The organism is Frateuria hangzhouensis, assembly GCF_026410505.1.
In the GTDB taxonomy this organism is placed as follows: domain Bacteria; phylum Pseudomonadota; class Gammaproteobacteria; order Xanthomonadales; family Rhodanobacteraceae; genus Frateuria_A; species Frateuria_A hangzhouensis.
In genome coordinates, this window is the sequence record NZ_JAPMIU010000008.1 from 42233 (window position 1) to 68524 (window position 26292).

Sequence of the window (26292 nt, forward strand, 5' to 3'; positions counted from 1 at the left end):
GCCGTCGGCGGGGCGATGATCGGCATACAATGCCGGCCTCGACCCCCAGCCGCCGGCGTTTCGCCGACGGCGCGCATCCACAGGCCACGCCAACCTAGTGTTCGATAGACAAAAGAAGGGCGAACGCGCCGTACTGATCCTTCCGCATGGCCGCGGCGAGGGCGATGCGGTCCGCCGGGCAGAGGAATTCGCCGAACTGGTGCGTTCGGCCGGCGCCGAAGTGCTCGCCAGCGTCCCGGCACGGGTCGAGGACCCCAACCCCCGCTATTACATCGGCACCGGCAAGGCCGAAGAAGTGGCCGAAGCGGTGCGCGCCACCGAGGCGGACGTGGTGCTGGTCGATCACCTGCTCACGCCGGTGCAGGAGCGCAACCTGGAAAAGCTGCTGGCCGTGCGCGTGGTCGACCGCGCCGGGCTGATCCTGGACATCTTCGCCCAGCGCGCCCGCTCGCACGAAGGCAAGCTGGAAGTGGAGCTGGCGCAGCTCAAGCACCTGGCCACCCGCCTGGTGCGTGGCTGGACCCACCTGGAGCGCCAGCGCGGCGGCGCCATCGGCCTGCGCGGCCCCGGCGAAACGCAGCTGGAAACCGACCGCCGCCTGCTCGGTGAGCGCGTCAAGATGCTCACCCGGCGGCTGGAGAAGGTGCAGGTGCAGCGCACCCAGCAGCGCCGCGCGCGCCTGCGCAACACAGTGCCGCGGGTGGCGCTGGTCGGATACACCAACGCGGGCAAGTCCACTCTGTTCAATGCGCTGACCGAGGGCGAGGTATTCGCCGCCAACTTGCTGTTCGCCACGCTCGATCCGACCGTGCGCAAGATCGAGGATCTTTCCTGCGGTCCGGCGGTGCTGGCCGACACGGTGGGTTTCATCCGCGAGCTGCCGCATGACCTGGTGGCCGCCTTCCGCGCGACCCTGGCCGAGGCGCGCGACGCCGACCTGCTGTTGCACGTCAGCGACGCGGCCGACGAGGAGCGCGAGCGCCTGCACCGGGTGGTCGACGGCGTGCTGGAAGAGATCGGCGCCGGCGACGTGCCCCAACTGCACGTCATGAACAAGATCGATGCACTGCGGGACGGTGATGAAGCCCGTGCCGGCACCGGGCCGCGGATCGTGCGCGACGGGGAAGGGCGGCCGACCCAGGTCTGGCTCTCCGCACGCACCGGCGAAGGGCTGGACTTGCTGCGCCAGGCGCTGGGCGAACTGCTTGGTGGCGAGCGCGTGCAGAGCGAACTGCAATTGCCGCTCTCGGCCGGCCGCCTGCACGCGCGCCTGCGCGCGGCCGGTGCGATCGCCGGGGAATCGGTGGATGAACATGGTTGGCGCCTGCAGATCGACGCGCCGCGCAGCGTGATCGCGCCCCTGGGCGGTGGCCATCCGCAGGATGCCGCGCTGCTGCGCGGGGTGCTCGGTTCGCCCGACACGCCATGAGTGCCCCGGGTGGGCGGTTTGGTAGGCGCCCGCAAGCGGGCGATGCTTCCGGCCGGGCGGCAAGCGCATCGCCCACGAGTGGGCCCCGCAAGGATGAGGGCGCGGGCTCGGCAGGCAGTGGCTGGAGCCACGTGCCAATTCACCTCTGTTAGACTAACCGGCGTTTGTGCGGCACTTTCTCCGCCCGCACCGAGATCGATCGCGGCGTGCCGCGGTTCGTTCATCCCCGACCTCGAATGCTGCGCTCTATGGCCCTGATTCTGCGACTTGTCCACCGGCATTTTACGCCGTCCCGCCCCTTGCCCCTAGGAGACTGAGATGGCCTGGAACGAGCCCGGCAACGGCCAACGCGACCCCTGGAACAGCAAGCGCCCCGGCGCCGGCAACCACGGCCTGGACGATGTCCTCAAGCGCCTGCGCGCGCGGCTGGGCAAGCATGGTGGCCCCGGCGGCATCATCACCATCGTGCTGGCGCTGGTGCTGGCCTGGCTGCTGCTGAGCAGCTACACCATCATCGATGCGCGCCAGGCCGGCGTGGTGCTGCGCTTCGGCCAGTACAGCCGCACGTTGCCGCCGGGGTTCCACTTCAAGCTCCCGCAGCCGGTCGAGTCGGTGACCAAGGTCCAGACCACCCGCGTGCGCTCGCTGCAGGACAGCGTGCGCATGCTGACCCGCGACGAGAACATCATCACCATCGACTTCACCGTGCAGTACCAGGTGTCCGACGCGCGCGCCTACCTGTTCTCGGTGGACGACGTGGAAACCACCATCGCCGCGGCCTCCGAGGCGGCCGTGCGCTCGGTGATCGGCCGCAGTGACATGGACACGATCCTGTCCGGCGAAGGCGCCGCGCTGGTCGGCGAGGCCAACCAGGCCCTGCAGAAGACCCTCGACAGCTACCACGCCGGCCTGCAGGTCACCGCGGTGAGCTTCCAGAACGTCTCGCCGCCGGCCGAGGTCAAGGACGCCTTCGACGACGTCAACAAGGCGCGCGAAGACAAGCAGAGCATCGAGAACGGCGCGCTGGCCTACGCCAACAAGGTGGTGCCGGTGGCCCGCGGCGACGCCTCGCGCATCGCCGCCGAGGCCTCCGGCTACAAGGCCGAGCGCATTGCCCGCGCACAGGGCGACGCCGAACGCTTCGACCTGCTGCTGAAGGAATACAAGGCGGCGCCGGAAGTGACCCGCAAGCGCTTGTGGCTGGAGACGATGGAGCAGGTGATGGCCGGCAACCGCAAGGTGATCGACGGCTCCAATGGCCGCACCATCATCAACCTGCCGCCGGCCCCGCCGGCCAGCCCGGGCACGGCAACCGCCGTCACTTCCGATGACGCCACCGACAAGGGGACCCAGCCATGAAGATCGTCTGGATCGTGATCGCCGTGCTGCTGGTGTTGCTGGGCTTCAACAGCGCCTTCGTGGTGCGCGAAGGGCAGAGCGCGCTGCTGCTGCAGTTCGGCCGCATCGTGCAGACTGACTACGCGCCGGGCCTGCACTTCAAGGCGCCGCTGGTCCAGCAGGTGGTGCGTTTCGACAGCCGCATCCAGGGTCTGGACGCGCCGCCTGAGCGCTACTTCACCTCCGAGAAGAAGAGCGTCAACGTCGACTTCTACGTGAAGTGGCGAATCGCCGACAACGCGGCCTATTACCGCGCCACCAGCGGCGACGCCAACCAGGCGGCGCAACGGTTGAGCCCGGTGGTCAAGGATGCGCTGCGCTTCGAGTTCAACTCGCGCAGCCTGCAGGACCTGATCGCGGGCGGGCGCAAGGACATCACCGAGCGCGTGCGCAAGCAGACCGACGTGGCCGCGCGCAAGAACCTGGGGATCGCCGTGGTCGACGTGCGCATCAAGCGCATCGACCTGCCCGAGGAAGTGAGCGAGTCGGTCTACAAGCGCATGCGCGCCGAGCGCCTACAGTTGGCCAACGAACTGCGCTATACCGGCCAGGAGCAGGCGGAGAAGATCAAGGCGGACGCCGATCGCCAGGGCCAGGTGCTGCGCGCCGATGCCGACCGTGACGCGGCCACCGTGCGCGGCCAGGGCGACGCCGAGGCGGCCGCCATCTACGCCCGCGCGTATAGCCAGGACCCGGAGTTCTTCGCGTTCTATCGAAGCCTGGCGGCGTACAAGAAAGCCTTCGCCGACGGCAAGGGCACGCTGGTGCTCAAGCCCGACGCGGAGCTGCTGCGCTACTTCGACGACGGCGCCGCCAAACGCTGATGCCTCGATGCCGCACGAGCTTGCCATCGCGTTGTGCCTGGTGCTGGTGTTCGAGGGCTTGATGCTGTTCGCCGCCCCGCGTCACTGGCAGTCGATGGTGCGCCAGGCACTGGAGCTGCAGCCGCGCACGCTGCGCGTATTCGGCGCCGTGGCGGTGGTCGCCGGGCTGGCGGTGTTGCAACTGGTGCGCTGAGATTTCGTTTTCCCCACTTACGGCTCCCGCGTGGAGCACCCAACGAGCGAGAACTTTCATGGGCAAGTCAGTCGTCATTCTTGGAGCCCAGTGGGGCGACGAAGGCAAGGGCAAGATCGTCGACCTGCTGACCGAGCGGGTCAGCGCGGTGGCGCGCTTCCAGGGTGGCCATAACGCCGGCCACACGCTGGTGATCAAGGGCAAGAAGACGGTGCTGCACCTGATTCCCTCCGGCATCCTGCGCGAAGACGCGCTGTGCCTGATCGGCAACGGCGTGGTGCTTTCGCCCGAGGCGCTGATCAACGAGATCGCCGAGCTCGAGGGCAACGGCGTGGAAGTGCGCTCGCGGGTGAAGATCAGCCCCGCCACGCCGTTGATCATGCCCTACCACATCGCCGTCGATAAGGCGCGCGAGGTGGCCGCCGGCGGCAAGGCGATCGGCACCACCGGCCGCGGCATAGGCCCGGCCTACGAGGACAAGGTCGCGCGCCGCTCGATCCGCGTGGCCGACCTGATGTACCCGCACGAGCTGCCGGCGCAGCTCGAGGTCGCGGTCGATTACCACAACTTCATTCTCACCCAGTGGCTCAAGGCCGAGCCGGTCGACTACCAGAAGGTGCTCGACGACGCACTGGCGTGGGGCGAATACATCCGTCCGCTGGTCGATGACGTCGCCACCATCCTGCACGAGGTGCGTGCCGAGGGTGGCAACATCCTGTACGAAGGTGCGCAGGGCGCGCTGCTGGACATCGACCACGGCACCTATCCGTACGTCACCTCGTCCAACACCACCGTCGGTGGCGCGCTGGCGGGCACCGGCGTGGGCGCCGGCGACATCGACTACGTGCTGGGCATTTGCAAGGCCTACGCCACCCGCGTCGGCGGCGGCCCGTTCCCCACCGAACTGCACGACGACATGGGCGAGCGCCTGCGCAAGGTCGGCAACGAGTTCGGCGCCAGCACCGGCCGTCCGCGCCGCTGTGGCTGGATCGACCTGGTGGCGCTCAAGCGCGCGGTGCAGATCAACGGCATCAACGGCCTGGCCATCACCAAGCTGGACGTGCTCGACGGCCTGCCGTCGATCAAGGTGTGCGTTGCCTACGAATACCGCGGCAAGCGCCGCGAACTGGCACCGCTGGACGCCGACGGCTGGGCCGAGTGCAAACCGGTCTATCTGGAGTTCCCCGGCTGGGAGGAATCCACCGCCGGCATCCGCGACTGGAACAAGCTGCCCGCTGCCGCCCGTGCCTATCTGCGCGCGGTGGAGGAATTGTCCGGCTGCCGCCTGGCCATCGTCGCCACCGGCGCCGACCGCGACGACACCATCGTGCTGGACGATCCGTTCGCCTGATCGCCGCGCTCGCACCACGAAGGCCCCGCCACCGCGGGGCCTTTTTTGTGGACGGGATCGGTTGTGATCCGGCCAGACGGCAGCCGGCAATGCCCTGATCTTCGACCACGCCAAGAACACCGACCGCAAGCGGTTGCAACGAGGGTGGCAGCTCTCCGGCTCCGCCGAAGCGGGGGCGCGGCCTGGCGTCTTAATACATCCTGATCGACGAGGCCCGGACCACGAACGGTGCCTGCTCGGCGTCCGGTCCGGAGGCGATGCGTGCCAGTTCGTCGTCGAGGCGCTGCACGCTCTGGCCGGTGCCTTGGATCCGTTCGCGCAGCAGCGCGTTCTCGCGCATCAGGCGGTCGCATTCGTCGTGCAGGGTGCGCATCGAGCGCTCCAACTGGTTGCAGCGCAGTTGCAGGGGGTTTCGCATGGCGGGGTTCTCGTTCGACGGTCAGGCCGGGTGGGCTCGGCACGCGTTGCGAACGATCGGCCGGGGTCGACCGTTCGCGACTGTGATGGTCGCCCAACGATCGTGAGGCCGCCGTCTAACTGGCGCTAGTAAATAGCTCAGGCGCCGTGGCGTGCAGAGGGAGCGTGCCCGCCATGCGACAGGTCGACCAGCCATTCACGGCGCCCGTGCCCATGCTTCGCATATTCCGGAACGGGAGAGCGGCGTGGGTGCAGCGGTCATGCAGGGCAACATCGGTTGGCCACAGCGGTTGTGGGTCATCCGGCACGGTGAAAGCGCCGGAAACATCGCCCGCGACCGCGCGGAAGCTTCCGGTGCACCGTTGATCGACCTGCAGCATCGCGACGCTGACGTGCCGCTCTCGCCGCAGGGTCTGGAGCAAGCCCGTGCGCTCGGCGAATGGGCGCGGGCGTTGCCGGAACAGGACCGGCCCACCACATTCATGGCCTCGCCCTACAAGCGGGCGCGCGAAACCGCCGACGCGGTAGCCGCGGCGATGGGTCAATCGCCCGAGCAGGTGGTAGTGGATGAGCGCCTGCGCGAGAAGGAGTTCGGCGTGCTCGATCGTTACACCCGCGCCGGCATCCGCGCCAAGTTTCCCGAGCTGGCCGAACAGCGGCAGCTGGTCGGCAAATTCTATTTCCGCCCGCCCGGCGGCGAGAGCTGGTGCGACGTGGTATTGCGCCTGCGCAGCATGCTGAGTGACCTGCAGCGCAACCACGCGGGCGAGCGCGTGATGATCGTCGGCCACCAGGTGATCGTCAATTGCTTCCGCTATCTGCTGGAACGGATGGACGAAGGCACGATCCTTTCGATCGACCGCAACGGCGACGTGCCCAATTGCGGCATCACCGAATACGTCGAGGCGCCGGACGGTTGCGGCCTGGTGCTGGAGCGCACCAACTTCGTCGCGCCTTTGGTGCAGGCCGGCTCGCCGGTGACGATCGAATCGGACCGGCCCAAAGGCGCGCGATGAGCGCGGTCCAGGCGAAGCCGCAACGCCTGACCGCGCGGCTGTTGCGCACGATGCCCTTGCCCGATCCGCGCGGTGGCAAGGAGCAGCGCGGACGGGTGCTGGTGGTCGGCGGCTCCAGCCGCGTGCCCGGCGCGGTGTTGCTGGCTGGCACCGGCGCCCTGCGCGCCGGTGCCGGCAAATTGCAGCTCGCCACCACCCAGGAGGTGGCGTTGCCGCTCGCGGTGGCGATGCCGGAAGCGCTGGTGCTGGGCTTGCCGGTGACGGCGCAGGGCGAGATCGCGCGTGGCAGCCCGGCCCTGGATCAGGCATTGGACGGTTGCGATGCGGTGCTGGTCGGTTGCGGCATGAATCCGTCGGCGGCAGCCGCAACATTGGTGCAACGGGTCATCCGGCATATGCGCGGCATTGCGGTGATCGACGCCGGCGCGCTGGCGCCGGATCTGCGCGCGCCGCCGGGCAAGCCGTTCGTGCTCACCCCGCACGCGGGCGAGATGGCCAAGCTGTGCGGCCGGGAAAAGGCACAGGTGGAACAGGAGCCCCACGCGCTGGCGTGCGCCCTCGCACGCCGGGCACGCAGCGTGCCGGTGCTCAAGGGGGCCACCACGCACATCGCCGCACCCGACGGGCGGTCCTGGGTCCATCCCGGCGGTTGCCATGGGCTGGGCACGTCCGGTTCCGGTGATGTGCTGGCCGGGGTGATCGCCGGCCTGGCGGCACGTTGCGGCGACGCCGTGCAGGCGGCGTTGTGGGGCGTGTTCGTGCACGCCGAGGCAGGGCGCGTGCTGGAAGGCTCGGTCGGCTCGCTGGGTTTCCTGGCGCGCGAGATTCCCGGGCCGGTGCCCGGAATCCTCGATCGGATCTGACCGTGCGCGTAGGGTGGGCTTCGGCCCATCGCGGTTTTGCGGCCAGGGCGGTGGTGGGCTGAAGCCCACCCTACGGGCGGTGGGGTCAGGCGGGTTGGCTCCAGCACGCCAGCATCGGGCCGTGGTCGCCGCTCACCGGATCGCAGGTCGGGTAGGGCAGGGTTGCGATGCGCTCAAGCATCGCTTCGTCCGGGGCTTTTCTGCAGATGTCCCACTGCTGCCCGGGCGGATAGGCGCCCACTACCTGGAAACCGTCGCTGGAGCGGAGGCTGCGGTGGCCGGTGCCGGCGGGCAGCAGCACGGCGTCGCCCGCGTCCACTTCGACCTCGCGCCCGTCCGGGCCACCCAGCACCAGCAATGCTGTGCCGTTGACCACGCCGAGCACCTCGTGCGCGGTGGAGTGGTAATGGTGGAACTCGTAGACGCCCGCGCGCCACTGCGGCGGCCAGCCGTTGCCATCGAAGCACTCCTCGATGGCGGCACCGTCCAGGCCGGCAAGCGCCTGGTGGTAGAGCAGCACGGGCAGCCGCGGGTGGTTGGGAACCCAATCGTGGCGAGCGAGCCGGAAGGCTTCGGTTTGCATGTTGGTTGACCCTTGCAGGCATGTCGGCGCGGCCAAGGTTGCCGCCGGAGGTGTGCACGAATCGACTAACGCTGCGGGCATTCCTGCTGCACGCCCTGCTGACCTTCGTTCCGGCACGATCATGCGCAGCCATTCCGGAACGGGAGAACCCCATGGGAAGCATCGACGATCCGCGCGGCCGTACCAACGCCAACCTCCAGGACGCCATCGGCAAGCGCGCCGAACAGGACCAGGTACAGGTCGAGGGAGAAACCGGCGAGGCGATCGAGTCCGCGGGTGGCACCGGCGGCGACAGCGGTAATGGCCAGATGCGCCCGCACCACGGCTTCGGCGACCCGCAGGGCCGCAAGGCGATGGGCGAGCCGGAGGATCCCGACGCCATCGTGCCGATCCAGGAAAACGGCCCGACCTACCAGACCGGTGGGGTGGGGCAGGATCGCGCCCAGCACATCCAGGAGCGCAAGCAACGCGAGAGCGGCGTGGGTTCCACCAAGGGCCACGGCGTCGGCGGCAAGGACGGTGGGCTCGATCCACCGCCGGGCGCACCCAGCCGCGGCGGGCGAGGCTGAGGCCGGATCCGGCGTAGCGTGCGGGGCGGGTTCGCGCCTTCGGTGTGCGGCGGGGGCGCTGGGCCGAATCTTCGACGGCCTTGTTACCAGGCAGGCCCGCGTGTCGGCGTTCCCTTGGCGTCCTCCACACGCTCGCTGCACTGGCGCTGCCGCACAGTCGCGTGACCAAACCCAACTGGAGCCCGCGGCCATGCATTACGACGAGTCCCTGCCCGCATCCCGTCAATCGCTGGCAGGCGGCACTGTCCATTCCGGTATCAAGCTGCCAGCGACGACCCCGGCGAAAAGCCCGGGTGGCGTGCCGCCGATGTTCGCCGCCCGCGGCGACGCGCAGCCCTCCCCGGTCGGCTCGCCCGGCCGCGCGCAGGACAGCTAGCGCACTTCCCGGTGCGCGAGATGCACCAGCATCAGCGCCAGCGCAGCCACTCCACCCAGGCATCCCCATAGCAGGGCGATCCGCGCCCGCAGCGGATCGCTTGCCAGCAGGTTGATCGGCACCTGCCAGGGCAGCACGACCCCGACCTTCGCCGAACTGGCCACCACGGCGAAGAAGGTGCCGCCGATGCCGGCGGCCAGCGCGGGAACGAAGCTGGCATAACGCAGTGCCAGCCAGAGTTGCACCGCTACGAGCAGGAACGCCGACAGATACATGCGGCCGTAAAGAAGCACGCAGTAGCCCATGTCCAACGGCCCCTGCGGTGCCACGGCCGGCTCGATCCGTCCGGCCAGGTAGAGCGCTGCCGCGCTACCTGCCAATACCCCCGCGCTCATCAACGCAACAATACCCAGCACCCACGCCGCCTTGGCCAGGAAAAAATGCCAGCGCGGCACGGGCAGGGCGCGCAGGTGATCCCAGCTACGCGGAACGTGCTCGACCTGCGCCACCAGAACGGTCAGCGCGGTCACGCCCATCGGCAGCATGAAAAAGGCCCAGATCGCCGCGCCCATCTGCATGTCCTGCTGCCATGGGCGGGCCTGGTGCCCACGCAGCAGGTTGAAGAACAGGAACACGGCGATCAGCAGCGGCACGCTGGCGGCGAGCAGCAACGCCAGCGAGCGGCGCAGTTTGCGGTGTTCGACCAGCAGGGCGGTGGCGAGCGTGTTCATGGGGTGGCCTCCACGGCGGCGGGCGATTGCGAGACCGCCCGGTAAAGCCGTTCCAGCGACGGCAGCTCCGGATGCAAGGCGTGCACGGCCACGCCCGCGGCGCACAGCGCACGATTGAGCGCAGCCGAGCCCTCGCGCGGGTCTTCCCCGGGCGCGAGCCGCACGGTGAGCCCATCGTCGGCCGCGTCGATGGTGAAGCCATGGGCGCGTGCCACCTTCGCGGCGCGGGCCGGGTCGTCGGCCTGCACGCGGATCTCCGCGGTCAGCCCCGCCTTGAGTTCGGCCAGCCCGCCCTCCATCACGAGCCGGCCCTGGCTCAGGATGCCCACATGCGTGGCCACGTGCTCGATTTCGCCCAGCAAATGGCTGGACAACAGCACGGTGACCCCCGTCCGTTCGGGTAGCTCGCGCAGGAAGCGGCGCATGTCGGCCATGCCTTCGGGGTCCAGGCCGTTGGTCGGTTCGTCCAGCACCAGTACCGGCGGCGCACCCAGCAGCGCCCTCGCCAGCCCGAGCCGCTGGCGCATGCCCAGCGAATAGTCGGCCACCCGCCGGCGCGCATGCGCACCCAGTTCCACCAGCGCGAGCACGCGCGCAACCTCGGTGGCGGGGCAGCCGAGCAACCGCCGGGTAAGATCCAGGTTCGCCTCGCCGCTCAGGTTCACGTAGAAGCCGTGCGCCTCGAGCAGGGCGCCGACCCTGCGCGCGGCGGCGCGGCGCTCGACTGCCACATCGATGCCATCGACCAACGCGCGTCCATGATCGGCGCGCAACAGGCCGAGCAGGATCTTCAGCGTGGTGGTCTTGCCGGCGCCGTTGCGGCCGAGAAAGCCGTAGATGGCGCGCCGGGGCACATGCAACGAAATCTGGTCGACGACCAGGCGATCGCCGAAGCGGCGGCAGAGGCTTTGGGTCTCTATCGCGAAGGACATGGACTTTCCCTTGTCTTTAAGTTGGAGATAAAGTTATTCGCGTCGATGTCTTTAAGTCAAACTTAAATTTCCCAGGAACCACGATGTCGGACCTGAAACGCTTCCAACAGCATTGCCGGCTGCTGCGCCGGATCACTACCGCGGTCTGGGTCGGCCTTGCACTGTTGCTGTTGTTGCCCTTTGTGGTGATACCGCTGGCCTCGTTGCTCCTCCGCGGCGACCTCAGCGGCCACGGTTGGCGCGTGGCCACGGTGCACGTGTTGCCGGGCTGGTTCTACCTATGGGGCCTGTGGGCGGTGCGCCGCGCGCTGGGCGAACTGGCGCTGGGCCGGTTGTTCGCCGTTACCGTGGCGCGGGCGCTGCGCCAGATCGGCTGCGCGGTGATGGCCGGCGCGCTGCTCAGCCTGTTTGCGGTGACCAACCTCACCCGGGTGATCGAACATGGACGCGGTGGCTACGCCTACTTCGACCTGTCCGGGATCATGCTGGCGATCGTCGGTGCGGCGCTGGTGCTGCTGGCGCGGCTGGTGGAGCAGGCTCGCCGCATGCAGGCCGAACTGGACGAGATCCTCTGATGCCGATCCGCGTGACGCTGGACGAGGTGATCACCCGCAAGCGCATCAAGGCCCGCGACCTGGCCGCCGAAGTCGGGATCAGCGAGACGCAGCTTTCGCTGTTCCGCTCGGGCAAGGTCAAGGGCATCCGCTTCCGCACGCTGGCGAAGATGTGCGCGGTACTGCAGTGCCAGCCGGCGGACCTGCTCGGTTACGACTTCGATCCCAACGACCTGGCGGACGCCGAACCGGATTGATCCGCCAGGCATGGAATCGGCCTGTGCCTGGGATCAGGGGCCTCGCATTACCAGCTGTTGTTTGTCCACCACCGGCGGGCCTGGGCGGCGTTCGTTCGATCCAGCGATGATCGGCAGATCCAGGCGTGCGAAGGTGCTCATCGCGCCGACCTCGCGCCGCGTGGCGAGGTGGGCCGTGGCCACATCAAGCACGCCTGCGTGGCCTGAACCAGCACGGCGGCTGAGGTCCGCGCGTCTCCCGCCGCGCCTAAAGAAACCAGCCATCCGGCCGCTAAGGCAGGGAATTGCCGTCTTGTCGGCTTCGAGTACGTCATGGTCGGCAGTTATCGTCTCAGCCTGGAGCTTCTTTCGCTGCTCATCGGCAGTCTGATCGCCTATCAGGCCATCGATGCAACCGGCCGTATCGCCGCCTCCCGCGCCACCGTGCATCGCTCCATCTGGTACGGGGTGGGCGCCTGGATGCTGGGCCTTGGCCTGTGGTCGGTGCATTTCGTGGGCATGCTGGCGCGCCTGCCGCGGGCGGTGGGTACGTTCGACCCCGTGATGAGCGTGGCTTCCGGCCTGGCTGCACTGGCGGTGGGCCTGGGCCTGCTCTGGGTTGCCGATTGCGCGGTACTGGGACGGCGGCGCTGGCTGGCCGGTTCGCTGGCGATCGGCGTAGGCGTGGCGCTCGTCCACATGTTCAGCGAGGGTGCGGTGAACGTGGCCGGTGGCACCCGCTACCAGCCGGCGGTATGGCTGGGCTGGGTGGTGCTGTGCACGATCGGCGTGGCCTGCGGCCTGCGCCTGATGCATGCGTTCCGGCCGCGCGCCAAGCGGCGCCAGCTGGGTCGACGCGCACTGTTGTCGGCGGTGATGGGGCTGCTCATCTGCCTGTTGCTGGATTGGTCGACCCGACTGTCCTACGGCGATCACCCGGTGCTGTCGCTGGAGAGCTCGCCGGGTACGGTCTGGCTGGGAAGCGTCGTGAGCCTGGTCGCCGTGGTCGCGATGGGAGCATCGCTGGCGCTGTCCGAAGTGGTGACGCGGCTGTACGTGCGAGCGCAGCGGTTGTCCGGCTCGCTCGACCATCTCAACAGCCAGCTGCATCACCTGGCCACGCACGATCCCCTGACCGGCCTGCCCAACCGCCATCTGCTGGCCGAGCGGATGGAGCGGGCGCTGGCGCGCACGCGCGCCGGGCATGGCCACCTGGCCGTGCTGTACATCGACCTGGACGGCTTCAAGGCCATCAACGACACGCTGGGCCACGGTTTCGGCGACGAGCTGCTGCGCGCGGTGGCCGACCGGCTGGCCGGTGCGCTGCACAAGAACAGCCTGGCGCGGATGGGCGGCGACGAATTCGTGGCCGTGCTGGAACACATGCACAGCCCGGACTCTGCCCTGCGCATCGCCCAGCAACTGATCGACCTGATGCAGGGAGGTTTTGACGTGCGCGGTACCGAACTGCGGGTCACGCCCAGCATCGGCGTGGCGCTTTACCCGCGCGACGGCGAAACAGTGGAAGACCTGATCGCGCACGCCGACGCGGCCATGTACGACGCCAAGGAAGGTGGCCGAAACGGCTACCGCTGCTACGACACCTCGATGCGCGAGCGTGCGGTGCGCTTGCTGAAGATCCAGCACGGCCTGCAGACCGCGCTGGAGGATGGCAGCCTGGCGCTGCACTTCCAGCCCAAGCATTGCGGCGACACCGGCGTCATGGTCGGCGCGGAGGCGCTGCTGCGCTGGTGCCATCCGGAACTGGGCGCGGTGCCGCCGCTGGAGTTCATCGGCGTGGCCGAGCGCAGCGGGCAGATCGGACGGCTGGGCGAATGGGTGATCCGGGAAGCCTGCCGCCAGTTGCGTGACTGGCACGACCGCGGCCTGTCGCCGGTGCGCGTCGCCATCAACCTGTCGCCCATGCAGATCCAGCAGCCCGGGCTGGTCGACGTGGCCGCGGGCATCGTCTCCGCGGCGGGCATCGAAAGCTCGCAGATCATGTTCGAAGTCACCGAGAGCATGGCCATGCGCGATGCCGAACGCACCACCACGGTGCTCGAGGACTTCCGCGCGCACGGCTTCGAGTTCGCCATCGACGATTTCGGCACGGGTTATTCCAGCCTCGCCTACCTGCGCAAGTTCCAGGTGCGGCAGCTGAAGATCGACCAGTTCTTCGTGCAGGCGCTGGACGAGGGAGAGCACGAGCCGCGCGCGATCATCGCCGCGATCATCGAGCTGGCCCATATCCTTGGCATGGAAGTGGTGGCCGAAGGCGTGGAGACGGCCGCGCAGGCCAGGATCCTGCGCGCGCTGGGCTGTGACCAGGTGCAGGGTTACCTGCTGGCCCGGCCGATGTCGGCCGCCGAGTTCGAGCGGCAGTGCCTGGCGGCCGAGGAATCGGTGGAGTAGGGCGGCCTTTTTTTGGGTCTTTTGCAAGAGCGCCCCCATCCGCCTGTCGGCACCTTTCCCCGCTTCGCAGGGAATGCGCGGTGCCGGATATCGCGCGCCGATCCGCATGAACAACCTTTCTGGTAAAGCGTGAACCAAAAAAAAGCCCCGCCGCGGCGGGGCTTTTTCCATCGACCGATCAGGACACGTTCGGTTCGCTGAACGCCTCGATGTCGTCCTTGAAGTCGTTGATCGGCACGCAGCTGCAGAACACGTTCTTGTCGCCGTAGATGTTGTCCACGCGGGCCACCGGCGACCAGTACTTCTGGAACTTCAGGCTGGGCAGCGGGAAGGCGGCCAGCTCGCGCGGGTAGGCGTGGGTCCACTCGGTGGCCGACACCTGGGTGGCGGTGTGCGGGGCGTGCTTGAGCGGGTTGTCCTCGCGATCCAGGCGGCCGCCTTCCACCGCGCGGATCTCGTCGCGGATCTGGATCATCGCGTCGATGAAGCGGTCCAGCTCGTGCATCGATTCGCTCTCGGTCGGCTCGACCATCAGCGTGCCGGCGACCGGGAAGCTCAGGGTCGGGGCATGGAAGCCGAAGTCGATCAGGCGCTTGGCGACGTCTTCCGCGCTGATGCCGGTCGCATCCTTGAGCGGGCGCAGGTCGAGGATGCACTCGTGCGCCACCAGGCCATTGCGGCCTGTGTAGAGCGTCGCGTAGTGGTCGGCCAGGCGCTTGGCGATGTAATTGGCGTTGAGCAGCGCGACCTGGGTGGCGCGGCGCAGGCCTTCGCGGCCCATCAGTGTGATGTACATCCAGCTGATCGGCAGGATCGAGGCCGAGCCGAAGCTTGCTGCCGAGACCATGCCCACCGGCGTGTCTTCGCCGAGCTTGCGCGGCAGGAACGGGGCCAGGTGCGACTTGACCGCGCACGGGCCCACGCCCGGGCCGCCGCCGCCGTGCGGGATGCAGAAGGTCTTGTGCAGGTTGAGGTGGCTGACGTCCGAGCCCCACTTGCCGGGCTTGGCCACGCCGACCAGTGCGTTCATGTTGGCGCCGTCGGTGTACACCTGGCCGCCGTGCTGGTGGACGATGTCGCAGATGGCGACGATGTCTTCCTCGAACACGCCATGCGTGGACGGGTAGGTGATCATCAGCGCGGCGAGGCGGTCGGAATACTTCTCCGCGTTGCGGCGCATGTCCTCCAGGTCGACGTTGCCGTTGGCATCGCACTTGGTCACCACCACCTGCATGCCGCACATCTGCGCGGAAGCGGGGTTGGTGCCGTGGGCCGACTCGGGGATCAGGCAGATGTCGCGGTGGCCTTCGCCGCGCGAGCGGTGGTAGGCCCGGATCGCGAGCAGGCCGGCGTATTCGCCCTGCGCGCCGGAGTTCGGCTGCAGGCTGACCTCGTCGTAGCCGGTGCATTCGACCAGCATCGCTTCCAGGCCGTCGATCAGCTGCTTGTAGCCCTGCGTCTGCGAGGCAGGCGCGAGCGGATGGATCTGGCCGAACTCGGGCCAGGTCACCGGGATCATCTCGGCGGTGGCGTTGAGCTTCATCGTGCACGAGCCCAGCGGGATCATCGTGCGATCCATCGCCAGGTCCTTGTCCGCCAGCGCGCGCATGTAGCGCAGCAGTTCGTGCTCGCTGTGGTGGGTGTTGAATACCGGGTGGGTGAGGAAGTCGCTCTTGCGTGCGACCGCGGCGGGTAGGGCGTCGGAGGTGGCCGCGTCGAGCGCGTCGACGTCCGCCTGCGCACCGAACAGGCCGGCCAGCGCGACGACGTCGGCGCGCGTGGTGGTCTCGTCCAGGCTGATGCCCACGCTCTTGTCGTCGAGGCGGCGAAGGTTGATCCGCGCAGCCTCGGCCTTGGCGAGGATCGCCTTGGCATCGATCCCGGTGACATGGAGCGTGTCGAAGAAATCCCTGCCCACGGCGACCCCGCCCTGGCCCAGCGCGGCGGCCAGGATCGCGGCCAGGCGATGGACGCGGCGGGCGATGCGGGTCAGGCCCTCGGGGCCGTGGTAGACGGCGTACATGCTCGCCATCACCGCCAGCAGCACCTGCGCGGTGCAGATGTTGGAGGTGGCCTTCTCGCGGCGGATGTGCTGCTCGCGGGTCTGCAGGGTCAGGCGGTAAGCCTTCTTGCCCTCGACGTCGATCGACACGCCGATCAGGCGCCCCGGCATCGAGCGCTTGTACGCGTCCCGGCAGGCCATGAAGGCCGCGTGCGGGCCGCCGAAGCCGAACGGCACGCCGAAGCGCTGGGTGTTGCCGACCACGATGTCCGCGCCCCAGTCGCCGGGCGCGGCGATCAGGGTGAGCGCGAGCAGGTCGGTCGCCACGCAGACGATGCCGCCGCGCGCATGCACGGCCTCGGCCAGCGTCTTGTAGTCGCCGATGTGGCCGAAGGTATCCGGGTATTGCAGCAGCACGCCGTAGCTGTCGACCGCGGCCGCGTCGGCGTCGTTGCCCACCTGCAGGTCGATGCCCATCGCTTCGGCGCGCGTCTTGAGCACCTCCAGCGTCTGCGGATGCACCCGGTCGGAGACGAAGAACAGGTTCGACCTGGATTTGCCCGAGCGCTTGGCCAGCGTCATCGCCTCGGCCGCCGCGGTGGCTTCGTCCAGCAGCGAGGCGTTGGCGATCTCCATGCCGGTCAGATCGGCGCACATGGTCTGGAAGTTGATCAGCGCTTCCATGCGGCCCTGCGAAATCTCCGCCTGGTAAGGCGTGTAGGCGGTGTACCAGGCCGGGTTTTCCAGGATGTTGCGCAGGATGACGTTGGGCGTATGGGTGCCGTAGTAGCCCTGGCCGATGAAGCTCCTGAATACCTGGTTCTTGTCGGCGATGGCGCGGATCTTGGCCAGCGCGTCGACTTCGCTGATGGCGCTGGGCAGGTCCAGCGCGGCGGACGACTTGATCTTGCCCGGCACGATGGCGTCGGTCATCGCGTCGAGCGAGTCGTGGCCGATCGTGCGCAGCATCTGCGCGATCTCGGCATCGTTGGGGCCGATGTGGCGCGCGATGAAGGCGTCGTGGCTTTCCAGTTCGCGCAGCGAGGAAGCGGCCGGGGAAGATTGGGGTGTTTGGCTCATGACGGACGTCCGAAGGCTGGCGTGCATGCCGCACGTGGGGCGCCCCTCTGTCCTTTTGCCTGAGAGTTTGGAAGCAAATGCTTCGTGCCCCTTCGGCGCCGGATTCGACCGGTCTCTCCAGAGTGTCTGCACGCGGCGGTATCGGGCCTGAGCGATTACGGGCGTTGCGTCTTCGGCAGCGGGCTGTTCCCCGCTTCTCCCGCCGCGTGCGAAGGGGCGATTATACCCCGCGGCCAGCTGTACGATTAGCATCACCGAAGCTCTCGTAGGAGCCCACTTGTGGGCGATCGCTCCGATGTCCTGCCAGAGCAAGAGCATCGCCCAGAAGTGGGCTCCTACAGTAAAAGAGCGCTTGCCTGAGGAGTGGTTATGCCCCCGTTCCGCCTTCAGCAGATCGACCATGTAGTGCTGCGCGTCCACGACCTGGCCGCCATGCAGGCGTTCTACTGCGACGTGCTCGGCTGTACGCAGGAACGGCGGCAGGACGCCATCGGCCTGGTGCAGCTGCGCGCGGGTGAATCGCTGATCGACCTGGTGCCGCTGGACGGCAAGCTCGGCCGCCTGGGCGGCGCCGGGCCGGGCAGGGAAGGGCACAACATGGACCACTTGTGCCTGAGCGTGGAGAACTACGACGAGGCGGCCATCGTGGCGCACCTGAAGACGCATGGCGTGCGTGTGGGCGACATCGGTTCGCGCTATGGGGCGCAGGGCGAGGGGCCGTCGATCTACTGCTACGACCCGCAGGGCAACATGATCGAGTTGAAAGGACAGCCAGCGGTGTAAGCGGCCAGATCCGGCCCGGTGCGCGGGAGATAGTCGCGGCTGCGCCAGCCCCCCGCCTACGCCTTGTGCTGTTCGCCTTCCTTCTTCGCCCGTGCCAGGTCGTCATCGGAGAGCAGGCGCGTATCCGGATCGGCGGTGTCACGCCCCGGCGCAAAGCGCAGCTTTTCCATGTACGGGGTGGGCTTCTTGCGCCGGTAGTCGGCGAATTCCTTGGCGTAATAGGCGCGTGCCTCATCGGCGGTCCGGGTGCCGGTGACGATGTCGTGCATCAGGTTGAGCGCAAGGAAGTTGGCCTGCTCATCGTGGCACCGTGCAGAGACCTCGCCCGCGGTCCGTTCCGCGATCACGCTGCCGTCGAATTTCGCCAGCTCGGCGAACTTCTCCGGTGGCACGCGGTAGTCGATGACCGATTCGACCGCGTCGATGTGCGGTGCGGGGAAGTCGTGCTGGAAAAACGCCTTGGTGGCCACGACGCGCTTCCACGGGCCTGCAGCGAGCCAGACGAGCTGGCTGTCGGTGACCTCATCGGGTTCGCCGTGAGCGTCAATGACGAGCTGGGCCGCCTCGCGCGACTCCTTCGGCCAGCTTCTTATGTGTTCAGCTGCGTGGGCCATGGGCTTTCTCCGCGGATGCCTGGCGTTCGCGTAGTGTGCCTGACGCATCGTCGTGGCCCGGTGACGCCCGGCGGCGGATGGCATCCGCGCGGACTGCTTCATGGCAGGCGACGGCTGATCGCCCCTCAGGCAGGGACCCGTCCGTTCCGGAAACGAAAAAGCCCGCCTTGCGGCGGGCTTCATCTACAATTGGTGCCCAGGAGAGGACTCGAACCTCCACGGTTTTACCCGCTAGTACCTGAAACTAGTGCGTCTACCAATTCCGCCACCTGGGCAGGTGTCGCGCGAGCCGTTCGGGCTGCGCGAGCCGCGTAGAGTAGGCACCTCCCCCAAGCTTGTCAACACTTCGTTGATAGGAATTTCATTGCATCGCGCGGCATGCTGCGCGGTGCTCGACCACAAGGACATTTCGTGACCAGAAAGAAGACACCCCGCACCGGCAAGGGCGGCGATACCGGTGCCGAGACCCGCGCACCGCGTGGGCGCCGCGCGCCGCCGACCGCCGGGCACACTCATGCCAAGGGCGGGCGCGATCCGTTCGCCGAGCGCGAAGCGAAACGCTACGAGCGACCCATTCCCAGCCGCGAGGCGATCCTGGCGCTGCTGGACGAGCGCGGCGAGATGCTCAGCGAGGCGCGCATCGCCGAGGCGTTGGCCCTGCACGACGAATATGACATCGCCGCGCTGCGCAAGCGTCTTGGCGCGATGGTGCGCGACGGCCAGTTGTTGCAGGGCCGCCGTGGCGACTTTGCTCCGGTGCGCAAGCTCGACCTGATCCCCGGCGTGGTATTGGCCAACGCCGAAGGCTACGGCTTCCTGCGCCCCGACGAAGGCGGCGACGACCTGTATCTGTCGCCACAGCAGATGCGCATGGTGTTGCACGGCGACCGCGTGCTCGCCAGCGTGGTCGGCATCGATCGTCGCGGCCGCCGCCAAGGCGCCATCGCCGAAGTGCTGCAGCGGCGCTCGGCGCGGCTGGTCGGGCGGGTGGTGATCGAGAACGGCGTCACCCTGGTCTCGCCCGATGACCGCCGCCTGCACCAGGACGTGATGGTTCCTCCGGGCAAGGAAGCGGGCGCCCGCGCCGGCCAGATCGTGGTGGCCGAGATCACCGACCCGCCGACGCCGCACCGCGGCCCGTTGGGCTGCATCGTTTCGGTACTGGGCGAACGCCTGCAGCCCTCGCTGCTGGTGGAGATGGCCATCGCCAGCCACGATCTGCCGCACGAGTGGCCACCCGAAGTGCTGCGCGATGCGGCGCAGGTCGAGCCGGAGGTGACCGCTGCCGAGCGCCAGGGCCGTACCGACCTGCGCAAGCTGCCGCTGGTGACGATCGACGGCGCCGATGCGCGTGACTTCGACGATGCGGTCTACGCCGAGCCCCGCCGCGGCGGTGGCTGGCGCCTGATCGTGGCGATCGCGGACGTCTCGCACTACGTCAAGCTTGGCACTGCGCTGGACCGTGAAGCCTACGAGCGCAGCACCTCGACCTACTTTCCCGGTTTCGTGGTGCCGATGCTGCCCGAGACCCTGTCCAACGGCATCTGTTCGCTCAACCCCAAGGTCGAGCGGCTGTGCATGGTCTGCGACATGCAGATCGACGACGACGGCGAGGTCGTCAAGTCGAAGTTCTACGACGCGGTGATGCGCTCGCACGCCCGGCTTACCTACGACATCGTGTGGCAGGCGGTGGGTCTGCTCGATCCGGAAGCGCGCGACCAGGTCGCCGACGTGCTGCCGCAACTGGAACACCTGCACACGCTGTACAAGGCGATGGCCGCGCAGCGCAAGCGCCGCGGCGCGATCGACTTCGAGACGCCGGAGGTGAAGTTCCGCCTCGACCAGCGCGGCGAAGTGGAGGCGATGGGCGCCACCCAGCGCAACGATGCGCACAAGCTGATCGAGGAATGCATGATCGCCGCCAACGTCCAGGCGGCCACCTTCCTCAGCAAGAAGAAGATTCCCGCGCTGTTTCGCGCGCACGAGCCGCCGCCGGCGGAGAAGTACGAGGACCTGCAGCAGTTCCTGCGCGAATTCAAGCTGCGCATGCCGCCGGTGGAGGAGGTCACGCCCGGCGACTTCGCCGACGTCCTGCGCATGGTGCACGACCGTCCCGAGCGCGAGCTGATCCAGTCGGTGCTGCTGCGCTCGCAGAGCATGGCCGCGTACCAGCCGGAGAATCGCGGTCACTTTGGCCTGTCGCTGGAGGCGTACGCGCATTTCACCTCGCCGATCCGGCGTTATCCGGACCTGCTGGTGCATCGCGCGATCCGCTACGCGCTGACCGGCGGCAAGCCCTCGGACTACGTCTATTCGCCCAGCGACATGGCGTCGATGGCGGTGCACTGCTCGCAGCGTGAGCGCCGCGCAGAGGAGGCCGAACGCGACGTCGACGAGCGCTTCAAGACCGCCTGGATGTCCAAGCACGTCGGCAGCGAGTTCGACGGCGTGATCACCGGCGTCACCTCGTTCGGCTTGTTCGTGGAGCTGGAGGAATCGCGCGTGTCCGGCCTGGTGCACATCAGCCAGCTGGCCAACGACTATTACCACTTCGATCCCGTCCGGAAACTGCTCAAGGGCGAGCGCACGGGCGAGCAGTTCCGCCTGGGTGACCACGTGCGCGTGCAGGTGCTGCGCGCCAGCCTGGAGGACCGCAAGATCGATTTCCGGCTGGTGCCACGGCGCGACCAGGCCGCGCCGCCCGCTGCCCCACGCAAGGCGTTCGATTACAGCGCCAGCGGCGACCGCTACTCGCTGCCCAAGGCGTCTGCGGCGCCGGCAGCCAAGCCGCCCGGGATGTTCGGTCGCGCCGCCAGGGCGGTGGGCCGCGCGTTCGGGCGCGGCGCACCGGCAGCGATCGAAACGGCCCCACCGGCGCCCGCCGCGAGCGATAATCGCGCCCCGCGCGGCAAGGCTGCCAAGGTAGCGTCCGAGGCGATGGGCCGGCAGGCGCTTCCGGCCGAGACCGGTCGCCCGAAGGCACGCACCAAGGCGACCAAGCTGGCTTCCGAGGCGATCGGCCGATCGGCTGTCCCGCCCGAATCCAGGTCGCAAGCCAGGGGCAGCCAGGCCGGCGGTGCACGTGCTGAAAACGGCGCGGCCAGGCAAGGGGCGGCCGCGGGCGGCCAGACCAGAGGCGGGCAGGCCAGGAACAAGCGGGCCGTGGACAACGGCAAGAACAACCCGGCTACGCAGGCCAAAGCCGGCGGTGGCAAGCGCAAGGCACTTGAAGCCGCCTCCGATGCCGCCAAGCGGCCGGGCCGGCAACGCAAACCGAAGGGCAAGGCATGAGCGAAAGCTGGATCGTCGGCATCAACCCGGTCGAGGGCGCCCTCGCCAACGACGCCTCGCGCGTGCGCGAAGTGCTGGTGGATGTCGCCACCGCGCAGCGCAACGCGCGCATCAAGGAACTGATCGACCAAGCCCGGAGCCACCACATCCCGGTGCACCATCGCCCGCGCGAGCAGTTGGACAAGGTCGCCGGGCAGGCGCGCCACCAGGGCGTCGTGGCCTTGTACGAGCCGCCGCCGATGACGCACGAGGACGAGCTGGCCAGTTTGCTCGAGCGCGACGGCATGGAGACGCTGGTGCTGGTGCTCGACGGCGTCACCGACCCCCACAACCTGGGCGCCTGCCTGCGTAGCGCCGCGGCGGCCAAGGCCACCGCGGTGATCGTGCCGAAGGACCGCGCGGTCGGGCTGACGCCGGTGGTACGGCGTGCTTCGGCCGGCGGCGCCGACCGCGTGCCGCTGGTGGCGGTCACCAACCTGGCACGCACGCTGCGCGAGCTCAAGGATGCCGGCGTCTGGATCACCGGCCTGGCCGGTGATACCGATACGTCCGTCTACGAGGTCGACTTCCGCGGTCCGGTCGCGCTGGTGCTCGGCAGCGAAGGCGAGGGCATGCGCCGCCTCACCCGCGAGCTGTGCGACTTCGTGGCGAAGATCCCGATGCCGGGCGCGATGGAAAGCCTCAACGTGTCGGTTGCCACCGGCGTGGTGCTGTTCGAGGCGTTGCGACAACGGGGGGCGAAGCGATGAATGCGCTGTTCTGGTACGACTGGGCCGGTTTCATCGGTGTGATACTGGTCGTGCTCGCGTTCCTGCTGCTGCAGGCCCACAAGCTGCATGGCAACGGGCTGACCTATCAGTTGATGAACGTGCTGGGCGCACTGGGCGTGACGCTGTCGCTGCTGTTCGGCGCCTTCAACGTCTCGGCATTCGCGCTCGAGGTGGCGTGGATGGCGATCGGGATCTTCGGCATCGTGCGCAGCGCGAGGCGGCGGCGGGCGGACAAGGTGATCAGTGGGGGAACGGGGACGGACGTGTAGGCTCGCACGGTCGCCCCCTCCGCCTGTCCGGGGGAAGGATCCGGAGTCGCCATCCTGGATCCTTCCTCCGCCTTCGGGGGACTGCACGCAGGGCGGATGGGGAGGCCTCGCCTCAGCCCCCCAGCCTGGGCATCTCCGGATGCGAGGTCAGGTCGCGATTGTCGCGCTCCTTGCCCAGCGGTTCGCCGTACACCTGGTACCAGAGATTCTCCGCGATGTTGGTCGCGTGGTCGCCGATGCGCTCGATGTTCTTGGCCATGAACAGCAGGTGCGTGCAGGGCGTGATGTTGCGCGGGTCTTCCATCATGTAGGTCAGCAACTGGCGGAAGTAGCCGGTATAGGCCTCGTCCAGCCCGGCATCGCGCTTCCACACCTGATAGCCCTGCTCGGCATCCTGCCGCGCGTAGGCGGCCAGCACGTCGCGTACCTCCGCGGCGGCCAGCCGGGCGAGCAGCCCCAGGCCGCTGGTGGGCGTCACCGGGGCGACCATCGACAGCGGGATCGAGCGCTTGGCGATGTTGGCGGCGTAATCGCCGATGCGCTCGATGTCGGAGGCGATGCGCAGGGCCGCAAATACATTGCGCAGGTCGCCCGCCATCGGGGCCCGTAGGGCCAGCAGGCGGACCACGTCGTGGCTGATTTCCTGTTCCAGCGCGTCGATGGCGTCGTCATTGGCCACCACGCGCTGCGCGGCGCGGTCGTCGCGGCGTTCGACGACATCGATGGCGGCCTCCAGCTGCGCGGCGGCAAGCTCGCCCATGCGCACGATCTCGCCGGTCAGCCTTGCCAGTTCGCTGTCGTAGCTTTTGATGATGTGGTCTTTGGTCATGGGATGCCTCATGGTTTTATCCCTCTCCCATCGGGAGAGGGTGCCCGAAGGGCGGGAGAGGGGCTTCAGAAGTCAGCCAAACCGCCCGGTGATGTAATCCTCGGTCTGCTTCTTGCCGGGCTTGGTGAAGATCTTCTCCGTTTCGTCGAACTCGACCAGCTCGCCCAGGTACATGAAGGCGGTGCGGTCGGACACGCGTGCCGCCTGTTGCATGTTGTGGGTGACGATCACGATGGTGAACTGGCTCTTGAGCTCTTCGATCAGCTGCTCGATGCGGCCAGTGGCGATCGGGTCGAGTGCGGAAGTCGGCTCGTCCAGCAGCAGCACTTCGGGCTTGAGCGCGATCGCACGGGCGATGCACAGGCGTTGCTGCTGGCCGCCGGAAAGTCCCAGCGCATTCGCCTTGAGCTTGTCCTTCGCCTCGTCCCACAACGCGGCGGCGCGCAGCGCCTGCTCGACGCGCGCCTCCAGATCGGCGCGCGACAGCCGCTCATGGTGGCGGATGCCGTAGGCGACGTTCTCGAAGATCGTCATGGGGAAGGGCACCGGCTTCTGGAACACCATGCCGACCTTGCTGCGCAAGCGGTTCATCGAATAGCGCGGGTCGAGGATGTTCTCGCCATCCAGCTCGATCGAGCCGGTGGCCTTGAGCTTCGGATAGATCGCATAGATGCGGTTGAAGATGCGCAGTAGCGTGGACTTGCCGCAGCCGGAGGGCCCGATGATCGCGGTGACCTGGCTTTCGGGAATGTCCATGCCGATGTTCTTGAGTGCATGGAAACCGTCGTAATGAAAGTGGAGGTCGCGCACCTTGAGCTTGGGTTCGGCCACCGGCGGCGCCATCGAGGGTGCCAGGGCGAGGGCGGCATTCATGGATCGGCTAGTCATGGGACACCTTGCGGGTAAACAGCAGACGGGAGGCCAGGCTCAGCAGCAACACGAACAGCGTGACCACGAAGGCGCCGGCCCAGGCCAGCGCGTGCATGGCCTCGCCCGGGTCGTTGGCGTACTGGTAGATCACCTGCGGCAGGCTGGACATCTTGTCCATCGGGTCGAGCGTCATGAAGTTGTTGCCGAAGGCGGTGAACAGCAGCGGGGCGGTCTCGCCGCTGATGCGGGCGAGCGCCAGCAGCACGCCGGTGACGATGCCCGAGCGCGCCGCGCGCAGCAGGATCTGCGAGGTCAGCTTCCACTGCGGCACGCCCAGCGACAGCGCCGCCTCGCGCAGGGTCGAGGGCACCAGCCGCAGCATTTCGTCGGTGGTGCGCACGATCACCGGCAGCGCGATCAGCGCCAGCGCCACGCCACCGGCGAAGCCGGAAAACGTGGTGTTGCCGTCGCTCAGCGCGGTGCTGGGCAGCACGATGATGGTGTAGACGAACAGGCCCATCACGATCGAGGGCGCGGACAACAGGATGTCGTTCAAGAAGCGGATCGTCTCGCCCAGCCGCGTGCGATTGGCGTACTCGGCCAGCCAGGTACCGGCCAGCACGCCGACCGGCGTGGCGATGGCGATGCCGACGACGTTGATGATCAGGCTGCCGACCATCGCGTTGGCCAGGCCGCCCTGGTCGCCATAGGCGGTGATCTTGGTGAACAGCTTCAGATCCAGCGCGGCGATGCCCTGGCGCAACGTCTCCCACAGGATCCACGCCAGGAAGGCCAGCCCCACCAGCGTGGCGGCTGTACTGAGGACGAGCGCCAGCGCGTTGGTGAGGCGGCGGCGGAGGTACAGCGCGTCCATCAGCGGCCCTCCCGGCTGGCCAGCCGGCGCAGCATCAGCCGCGCGATCAGCAGCACGACGAAGGTCACCACGAACAGCAGGAAGGCCAGCGCCATCAGCGCCGACTTCTGCAGGCCGACCGCCTCGCTGAATTGATTGGCGATGGTCGAGGCGATCGAGGCGCCCGGATCCAGCAGCGAGGCGGACAGGTCCATCGCATTGCCGAGTACGAAGGTCACCGCCATGGTCTCGCCCAGCGCGCGGCCCAGTCCCAGGAAAATGCCGCCGATCACGGCCGAGCGGGTGTAGGGCAGCACGATGTCCCACGACACTTCCCAGGTGCTCGAGCCCAGCGCATAGGCCGACTCCTTCAGCCGCGTGGGCACGGTCTGGAACACCTCGCGCATCACCGAGGAGATGAAGGGGATGATCATGATCGCCAGCACGATGCCGGCAGTGAGGATGCTGGCGCCGAACGGATAGTCGCTGGCGAACATCTTGCCGATGAACGGCACGTGCCCGGCCACCCACGACGGATTGCCGTCGTCCGGGTTGTTGCCCAGGTAGGTGGTCAGCCAGGGCTTGATGTGCTCGGCGAAGAAAGGCGCGAAGACGAACAGGCCCCACATGCCGTAGATGATCGAAGGGATGCCCGCCAGCAGCTCGATCGCCGAGGCCACCGGCGTGCGCAGCCAGCGAGGCGCCACTTCGGAAAGATAGAGCGCGATGCCGAAGCTCACCGGCACGGCGATCAGCAGTGCGATGGCCGAGGTGGCAAGCGTGCCGTAGACCGGCACCAGCGCGCCGTACTCCTGGCTGCCCGGATCCCACGCGGCACTGGTCAGGAAGCGCCAGCCGAACGTGTCGAACGCCTCGCGCCCGCCCCACAGCGTGGCAAACGCGGCGCCGAGCAGCGCGGCCAGCACCAGGAACGCGCAGGCTTTCAGCAGGCCGGCGAACAGGCGGTCGTGGCGGGCGTCGCGGGTGGCGCGGTGTTCGGGGGCGGCGATGGCAATGACAGGTTCTGGCATGAGATTTCGGGCCTTG

Annotated in this window: 26 protein-coding genes, 1 tRNA gene and 2 riboswitches; of the genes, 16 read left to right on the top strand and 11 right to left on the bottom strand. The window is 68.1% G+C overall.

What is annotated here, in order from left to right:
- The first annotated feature begins 97 nt into the window (after positions 1 to 97).
- The 5 genes from hflX (at position 98) to OSC30_RS10200 (ending at position 5195) form a co-directional block, all read left to right on the top strand.
- A complete protein-coding gene (hflX, locus tag OSC30_RS10180) occupies positions 98 to 1429 on the top strand; it encodes a ribosome rescue GTPase HflX (protein WP_267171739.1) in 1332 nt (443 codons plus the stop codon).
- Between the two features lie 318 nt (positions 1430 to 1747).
- The gene (hflK, locus tag OSC30_RS10185) at positions 1748 to 2788 is read left to right on the top strand and encodes an FtsH protease activity modulator HflK (RefSeq protein ID WP_267171740.1); all 1041 of its coding nucleotides are present in this window, start codon (positions 1748 to 1750) and stop codon (positions 2786 to 2788) included.
- Positions 2785 to 3651 (top strand): protease modulator HflC, encoded by an 867-nt coding sequence (hflC, locus tag OSC30_RS10190; protein WP_267171741.1) that lies wholly within the window; start codon positions 2785 to 2787, stop codon positions 3649 to 3651. Before hflK ends, hflC begins: the two co-directional genes overlap by 4 nt.
- 7 nt (positions 3652 to 3658) lie before the next feature.
- Positions 3659 to 3844, top strand: a complete 186-nt coding sequence (locus tag OSC30_RS10195; RefSeq protein ID WP_267171742.1) for a DUF2065 domain-containing protein — start codon at positions 3659 to 3661, stop codon at positions 3842 to 3844.
- A gap of 58 nt (positions 3845 to 3902) precedes the next feature.
- On the top strand, positions 3903 to 5195 hold the full coding sequence (locus OSC30_RS10200) for an adenylosuccinate synthase (protein ID WP_267171743.1): 1293 nt from the start codon (positions 3903 to 3905) through the stop codon (positions 5193 to 5195).
- 190 nt (positions 5196 to 5385) lie between these two features.
- Here the strand turns inward: OSC30_RS10200 and OSC30_RS10205 are convergent, their stop codons facing one another.
- On the bottom strand, positions 5386 to 5613 hold the full coding sequence (locus tag OSC30_RS10205; RefSeq protein WP_267171744.1) for a hypothetical protein: 228 nt from the start codon (positions 5611 to 5613) through the stop codon (positions 5386 to 5388).
- A gap of 259 nt (positions 5614 to 5872) precedes the next feature.
- Between OSC30_RS10205 and OSC30_RS10210 the strand changes: the two genes are divergently transcribed.
- A complete protein-coding gene (locus tag OSC30_RS10210) occupies positions 5873 to 6628 on the top strand; it encodes a histidine phosphatase family protein (RefSeq protein ID WP_267171863.1) in 756 nt (251 codons plus the stop codon).
- A complete protein-coding gene (locus OSC30_RS10215; RefSeq protein ID WP_267171745.1) occupies positions 6625 to 7491 on the top strand; it encodes an NAD(P)H-hydrate dehydratase in 867 nt (288 codons plus the stop codon). Before OSC30_RS10210 ends, OSC30_RS10215 begins: the two co-directional genes overlap by 4 nt.
- Before the next feature lie 85 nt (positions 7492 to 7576).
- Here the strand turns inward: OSC30_RS10215 and OSC30_RS10220 are convergent, their stop codons facing one another.
- Positions 7577 to 8074, bottom strand: coding sequence for a cupin domain-containing protein (locus OSC30_RS10220; protein ID WP_267171746.1), 498 nt, complete (start codon positions 8072 to 8074; stop codon positions 7577 to 7579).
- Between the two features lie 152 nt (positions 8075 to 8226).
- On the opposite strand from OSC30_RS10220, the gene OSC30_RS10225 reads away from it, so the two are divergent.
- Positions 8227 to 8643, top strand: coding sequence for a hypothetical protein (locus OSC30_RS10225; RefSeq protein ID WP_267171747.1), 417 nt, complete (start codon positions 8227 to 8229; stop codon positions 8641 to 8643).
- Between the two features lie 190 nt (positions 8644 to 8833).
- Positions 8834 to 9019 carry a hypothetical protein gene (locus OSC30_RS10230; protein ID WP_267171748.1) on the top strand — a complete coding sequence of 62 codons (186 nt, stop codon included), beginning with the start codon at positions 8834 to 8836 and terminating at the stop codon, positions 9017 to 9019.
- On the opposite strand, the gene OSC30_RS10235 is transcribed toward OSC30_RS10230, so the two are convergent.
- Together OSC30_RS10235 and OSC30_RS10240 are read right to left on the bottom strand one after the other, a co-directional pair.
- The gene (locus tag OSC30_RS10235) at positions 9016 to 9750 is read right to left on the bottom strand and encodes an ABC transporter permease (RefSeq protein ID WP_267171749.1); all 735 of its coding nucleotides are present in this window, start codon (positions 9748 to 9750) and stop codon (positions 9016 to 9018) included. The genes OSC30_RS10230 and OSC30_RS10235 overlap by 4 nt on opposite strands.
- Complete coding sequence (locus tag OSC30_RS10240; protein WP_267171750.1) at positions 9747 to 10682, bottom strand: ATP-binding cassette domain-containing protein; 936 nt, start codon at positions 10680 to 10682, stop codon at positions 9747 to 9749. The genes OSC30_RS10235 and OSC30_RS10240 overlap by 4 nt, the downstream gene beginning before the upstream one ends.
- An 83-nt stretch (positions 10683 to 10765) precedes the next feature.
- Between OSC30_RS10240 and OSC30_RS10245 the strand changes: the two genes are divergently transcribed.
- The 3 genes from OSC30_RS10245 to OSC30_RS10255 all read left to right on the top strand — a co-directional run bounded on the left by OSC30_RS10245 (position 10766) and on the right by OSC30_RS10255 (position 13884).
- A complete protein-coding gene (locus tag OSC30_RS10245) occupies positions 10766 to 11257 on the top strand; it encodes a DUF2975 domain-containing protein (protein WP_267171751.1) in 492 nt (163 codons plus the stop codon).
- Complete coding sequence (locus OSC30_RS10250; RefSeq protein ID WP_267171752.1) at positions 11257 to 11493, top strand: helix-turn-helix domain-containing protein; 237 nt, start codon at positions 11257 to 11259, stop codon at positions 11491 to 11493. The genes OSC30_RS10245 and OSC30_RS10250 overlap by 1 nt, the downstream gene beginning before the upstream one ends.
- A gap of 312 nt (positions 11494 to 11805) precedes the next feature.
- A complete protein-coding gene (locus OSC30_RS10255; RefSeq protein ID WP_267171753.1) occupies positions 11806 to 13884 on the top strand; it encodes a putative bifunctional diguanylate cyclase/phosphodiesterase in 2079 nt (692 codons plus the stop codon).
- Positions 13885 to 14062: 178 nt separating this feature from the next.
- On the opposite strand, the gene gcvP is transcribed toward OSC30_RS10255, so the two are convergent.
- Positions 14063 to 16966, bottom strand: coding sequence for an aminomethyl-transferring glycine dehydrogenase (gene gcvP / locus OSC30_RS10260; protein ID WP_267171754.1), 2904 nt, complete (start codon positions 16964 to 16966; stop codon positions 14063 to 14065).
- 43 nt (positions 16967 to 17009) lie between these two features.
- Positions 17010 to 17091: riboswitch (glycine riboswitch) on the bottom strand.
- Between the two features lies 1 nt (position 17092).
- Positions 17093 to 17178, bottom strand: a riboswitch (glycine riboswitch).
- 157 nt (positions 17179 to 17335) lie between these two features.
- On the opposite strand from gcvP, the gene OSC30_RS10265 reads away from it, so the two are divergent.
- A complete protein-coding gene (locus OSC30_RS10265) occupies positions 17336 to 17749 on the top strand; it encodes a VOC family protein (protein WP_267171755.1) in 414 nt (137 codons plus the stop codon).
- Positions 17750 to 17805: 56 nt separating this feature from the next.
- On the opposite strand, the gene OSC30_RS10270 is transcribed toward OSC30_RS10265, so the two are convergent.
- Positions 17806 to 18465: a hypothetical protein gene (locus OSC30_RS10270; RefSeq protein WP_267171756.1), complete on the bottom strand. Its 660-nt coding sequence runs from the start codon at positions 18463 to 18465 to the stop codon at positions 17806 to 17808.
- A gap of 88 nt (positions 18466 to 18553) precedes the next feature.
- Positions 18554 to 18638, bottom strand: a tRNA-Leu gene (locus OSC30_RS10275).
- 136 nt (positions 18639 to 18774) lie between these two features.
- On the opposite strand from OSC30_RS10275, the gene rnr reads away from it, so the two are divergent.
- Genes rnr through OSC30_RS10290 form a run of 3 tightly spaced genes read left to right on the top strand, consistent with a single transcriptional unit; the run spans position 18775 to position 22693 of the window.
- Entirely contained in the window at positions 18775 to 21654 is a 2880-nt protein-coding gene (gene rnr, locus OSC30_RS10280) for a ribonuclease R (protein ID WP_267171757.1), read from the top strand.
- On the top strand, positions 21651 to 22403 hold the full coding sequence (gene rlmB / locus OSC30_RS10285; protein ID WP_267171758.1) for a 23S rRNA (guanosine(2251)-2'-O)-methyltransferase RlmB: 753 nt from the start codon (positions 21651 to 21653) through the stop codon (positions 22401 to 22403). Before rnr ends, rlmB begins: the two co-directional genes overlap by 4 nt.
- Positions 22400 to 22693, top strand: a complete 294-nt coding sequence (locus OSC30_RS10290) for a CBU_0592 family membrane protein (RefSeq protein WP_267171759.1) — start codon at positions 22400 to 22402, stop codon at positions 22691 to 22693. Before rlmB ends, OSC30_RS10290 begins: the two co-directional genes overlap by 4 nt.
- 112 nt (positions 22694 to 22805) lie before the next feature.
- On the opposite strand, the gene phoU is transcribed toward OSC30_RS10290, so the two are convergent.
- The 4 genes from phoU to pstC all read right to left on the bottom strand — a co-directional run bounded on the left by phoU (position 22806) and on the right by pstC (position 26276).
- Positions 22806 to 23522, bottom strand: a complete 717-nt coding sequence (gene phoU, locus OSC30_RS10295; protein WP_267171760.1) for a phosphate signaling complex protein PhoU — start codon at positions 23520 to 23522, stop codon at positions 22806 to 22808.
- Positions 23523 to 23594: 72 nt separating this feature from the next.
- Positions 23595 to 24395 (bottom strand): phosphate ABC transporter ATP-binding protein PstB, encoded by an 801-nt coding sequence (pstB, locus tag OSC30_RS10300; protein ID WP_425474744.1) that lies wholly within the window; start codon positions 24393 to 24395, stop codon positions 23595 to 23597.
- Positions 24396 to 24402: 7 nt separating this feature from the next.
- Entirely contained in the window at positions 24403 to 25266 is an 864-nt protein-coding gene (gene pstA / locus OSC30_RS10305; RefSeq protein WP_267171761.1) for a phosphate ABC transporter permease PstA, read from the bottom strand.
- A complete protein-coding gene (gene pstC, locus OSC30_RS10310) occupies positions 25266 to 26276 on the bottom strand; it encodes a phosphate ABC transporter permease subunit PstC (protein WP_267171762.1) in 1011 nt (336 codons plus the stop codon). The genes pstA and pstC overlap by 1 nt, the downstream gene beginning before the upstream one ends.
- Between the last annotated feature and the right edge of the window lie 16 nt (positions 26277 to 26292).

Excerpts from the sequence above, each read along its gene's own strand:
- hflK (WP_267171740.1), top strand. The coding sequence starts at position 1,748 with ATGGCCTGGAACGAGCCCGGCAACGGCCAACGCGACCCCTGGAACAGC.
- hflC (WP_267171741.1), top strand. The coding sequence starts at position 2,785 with ATGAAGATCGTCTGGATCGTGATCGCCGTGCTGCTGGTGTTGCTGGGC.
- OSC30_RS10195 (WP_267171742.1), top strand. The coding sequence starts at position 3,659 with ATGCCGCACGAGCTTGCCATCGCGTTGTGCCTGGTGCTGGTGTTCGAG.
- OSC30_RS10200 (WP_267171743.1), top strand. The coding sequence starts at position 3,903 with ATGGGCAAGTCAGTCGTCATTCTTGGAGCCCAGTGGGGCGACGAAGGC.
- OSC30_RS10205 (WP_267171744.1), bottom strand. The coding sequence starts at position 5,613 with ATGCGAAACCCCCTGCAACTGCGCTGCAACCAGTTGGAGCGCTCGATG.
- OSC30_RS10210 (WP_267171863.1), top strand. The coding sequence starts at position 5,873 with ATGCAGGGCAACATCGGTTGGCCACAGCGGTTGTGGGTCATCCGGCAC.
- OSC30_RS10215 (WP_267171745.1), top strand. The coding sequence starts at position 6,625 with ATGAGCGCGGTCCAGGCGAAGCCGCAACGCCTGACCGCGCGGCTGTTG.
- OSC30_RS10220 (WP_267171746.1), bottom strand. The coding sequence starts at position 8,074 with ATGCAAACCGAAGCCTTCCGGCTCGCTCGCCACGATTGGGTTCCCAAC.
- OSC30_RS10225 (WP_267171747.1), top strand. The coding sequence starts at position 8,227 with ATGGGAAGCATCGACGATCCGCGCGGCCGTACCAACGCCAACCTCCAG.
- OSC30_RS10230 (WP_267171748.1), top strand. The coding sequence starts at position 8,834 with ATGCATTACGACGAGTCCCTGCCCGCATCCCGTCAATCGCTGGCAGGC.
- OSC30_RS10235 (WP_267171749.1), bottom strand. The coding sequence starts at position 9,750 with ATGAACACGCTCGCCACCGCCCTGCTGGTCGAACACCGCAAACTGCGC.
- OSC30_RS10240 (WP_267171750.1), bottom strand. The coding sequence starts at position 10,682 with ATGTCCTTCGCGATAGAGACCCAAAGCCTCTGCCGCCGCTTCGGCGAT.
- OSC30_RS10245 (WP_267171751.1), top strand. The coding sequence starts at position 10,766 with ATGTCGGACCTGAAACGCTTCCAACAGCATTGCCGGCTGCTGCGCCGG.
- OSC30_RS10250 (WP_267171752.1), top strand. The coding sequence starts at position 11,257 with ATGCCGATCCGCGTGACGCTGGACGAGGTGATCACCCGCAAGCGCATC.
- OSC30_RS10255 (WP_267171753.1), top strand. The coding sequence starts at position 11,806 with ATGGTCGGCAGTTATCGTCTCAGCCTGGAGCTTCTTTCGCTGCTCATC.
- gcvP (WP_267171754.1), bottom strand. The coding sequence starts at position 16,966 with ATGAGCCAAACACCCCAATCTTCCCCGGCCGCTTCCTCGCTGCGCGAA.
- OSC30_RS10265 (WP_267171755.1), top strand. The coding sequence starts at position 17,336 with ATGCCCCCGTTCCGCCTTCAGCAGATCGACCATGTAGTGCTGCGCGTC.
- OSC30_RS10270 (WP_267171756.1), bottom strand. The coding sequence starts at position 18,465 with ATGAAGCAGTCCGCGCGGATGCCATCCGCCGCCGGGCGTCACCGGGCC.
- rlmB (WP_267171758.1), top strand. The coding sequence starts at position 21,651 with ATGAGCGAAAGCTGGATCGTCGGCATCAACCCGGTCGAGGGCGCCCTC.
- OSC30_RS10290 (WP_267171759.1), top strand. The coding sequence starts at position 22,400 with ATGAATGCGCTGTTCTGGTACGACTGGGCCGGTTTCATCGGTGTGATA.
- phoU (WP_267171760.1), bottom strand. The coding sequence starts at position 23,522 with ATGACCAAAGACCACATCATCAAAAGCTACGACAGCGAACTGGCAAGG.
- pstB (WP_425474744.1), bottom strand. The coding sequence starts at position 24,395 with ATGAATGCCGCCCTCGCCCTGGCACCCTCGATGGCGCCGCCGGTGGCC.
- pstA (WP_267171761.1), bottom strand. The coding sequence starts at position 25,266 with ATGGACGCGCTGTACCTCCGCCGCCGCCTCACCAACGCGCTGGCGCTC.
- pstC (WP_267171762.1), bottom strand. The coding sequence starts at position 26,276 with ATGCCAGAACCTGTCATTGCCATCGCCGCCCCCGAACACCGCGCCACC.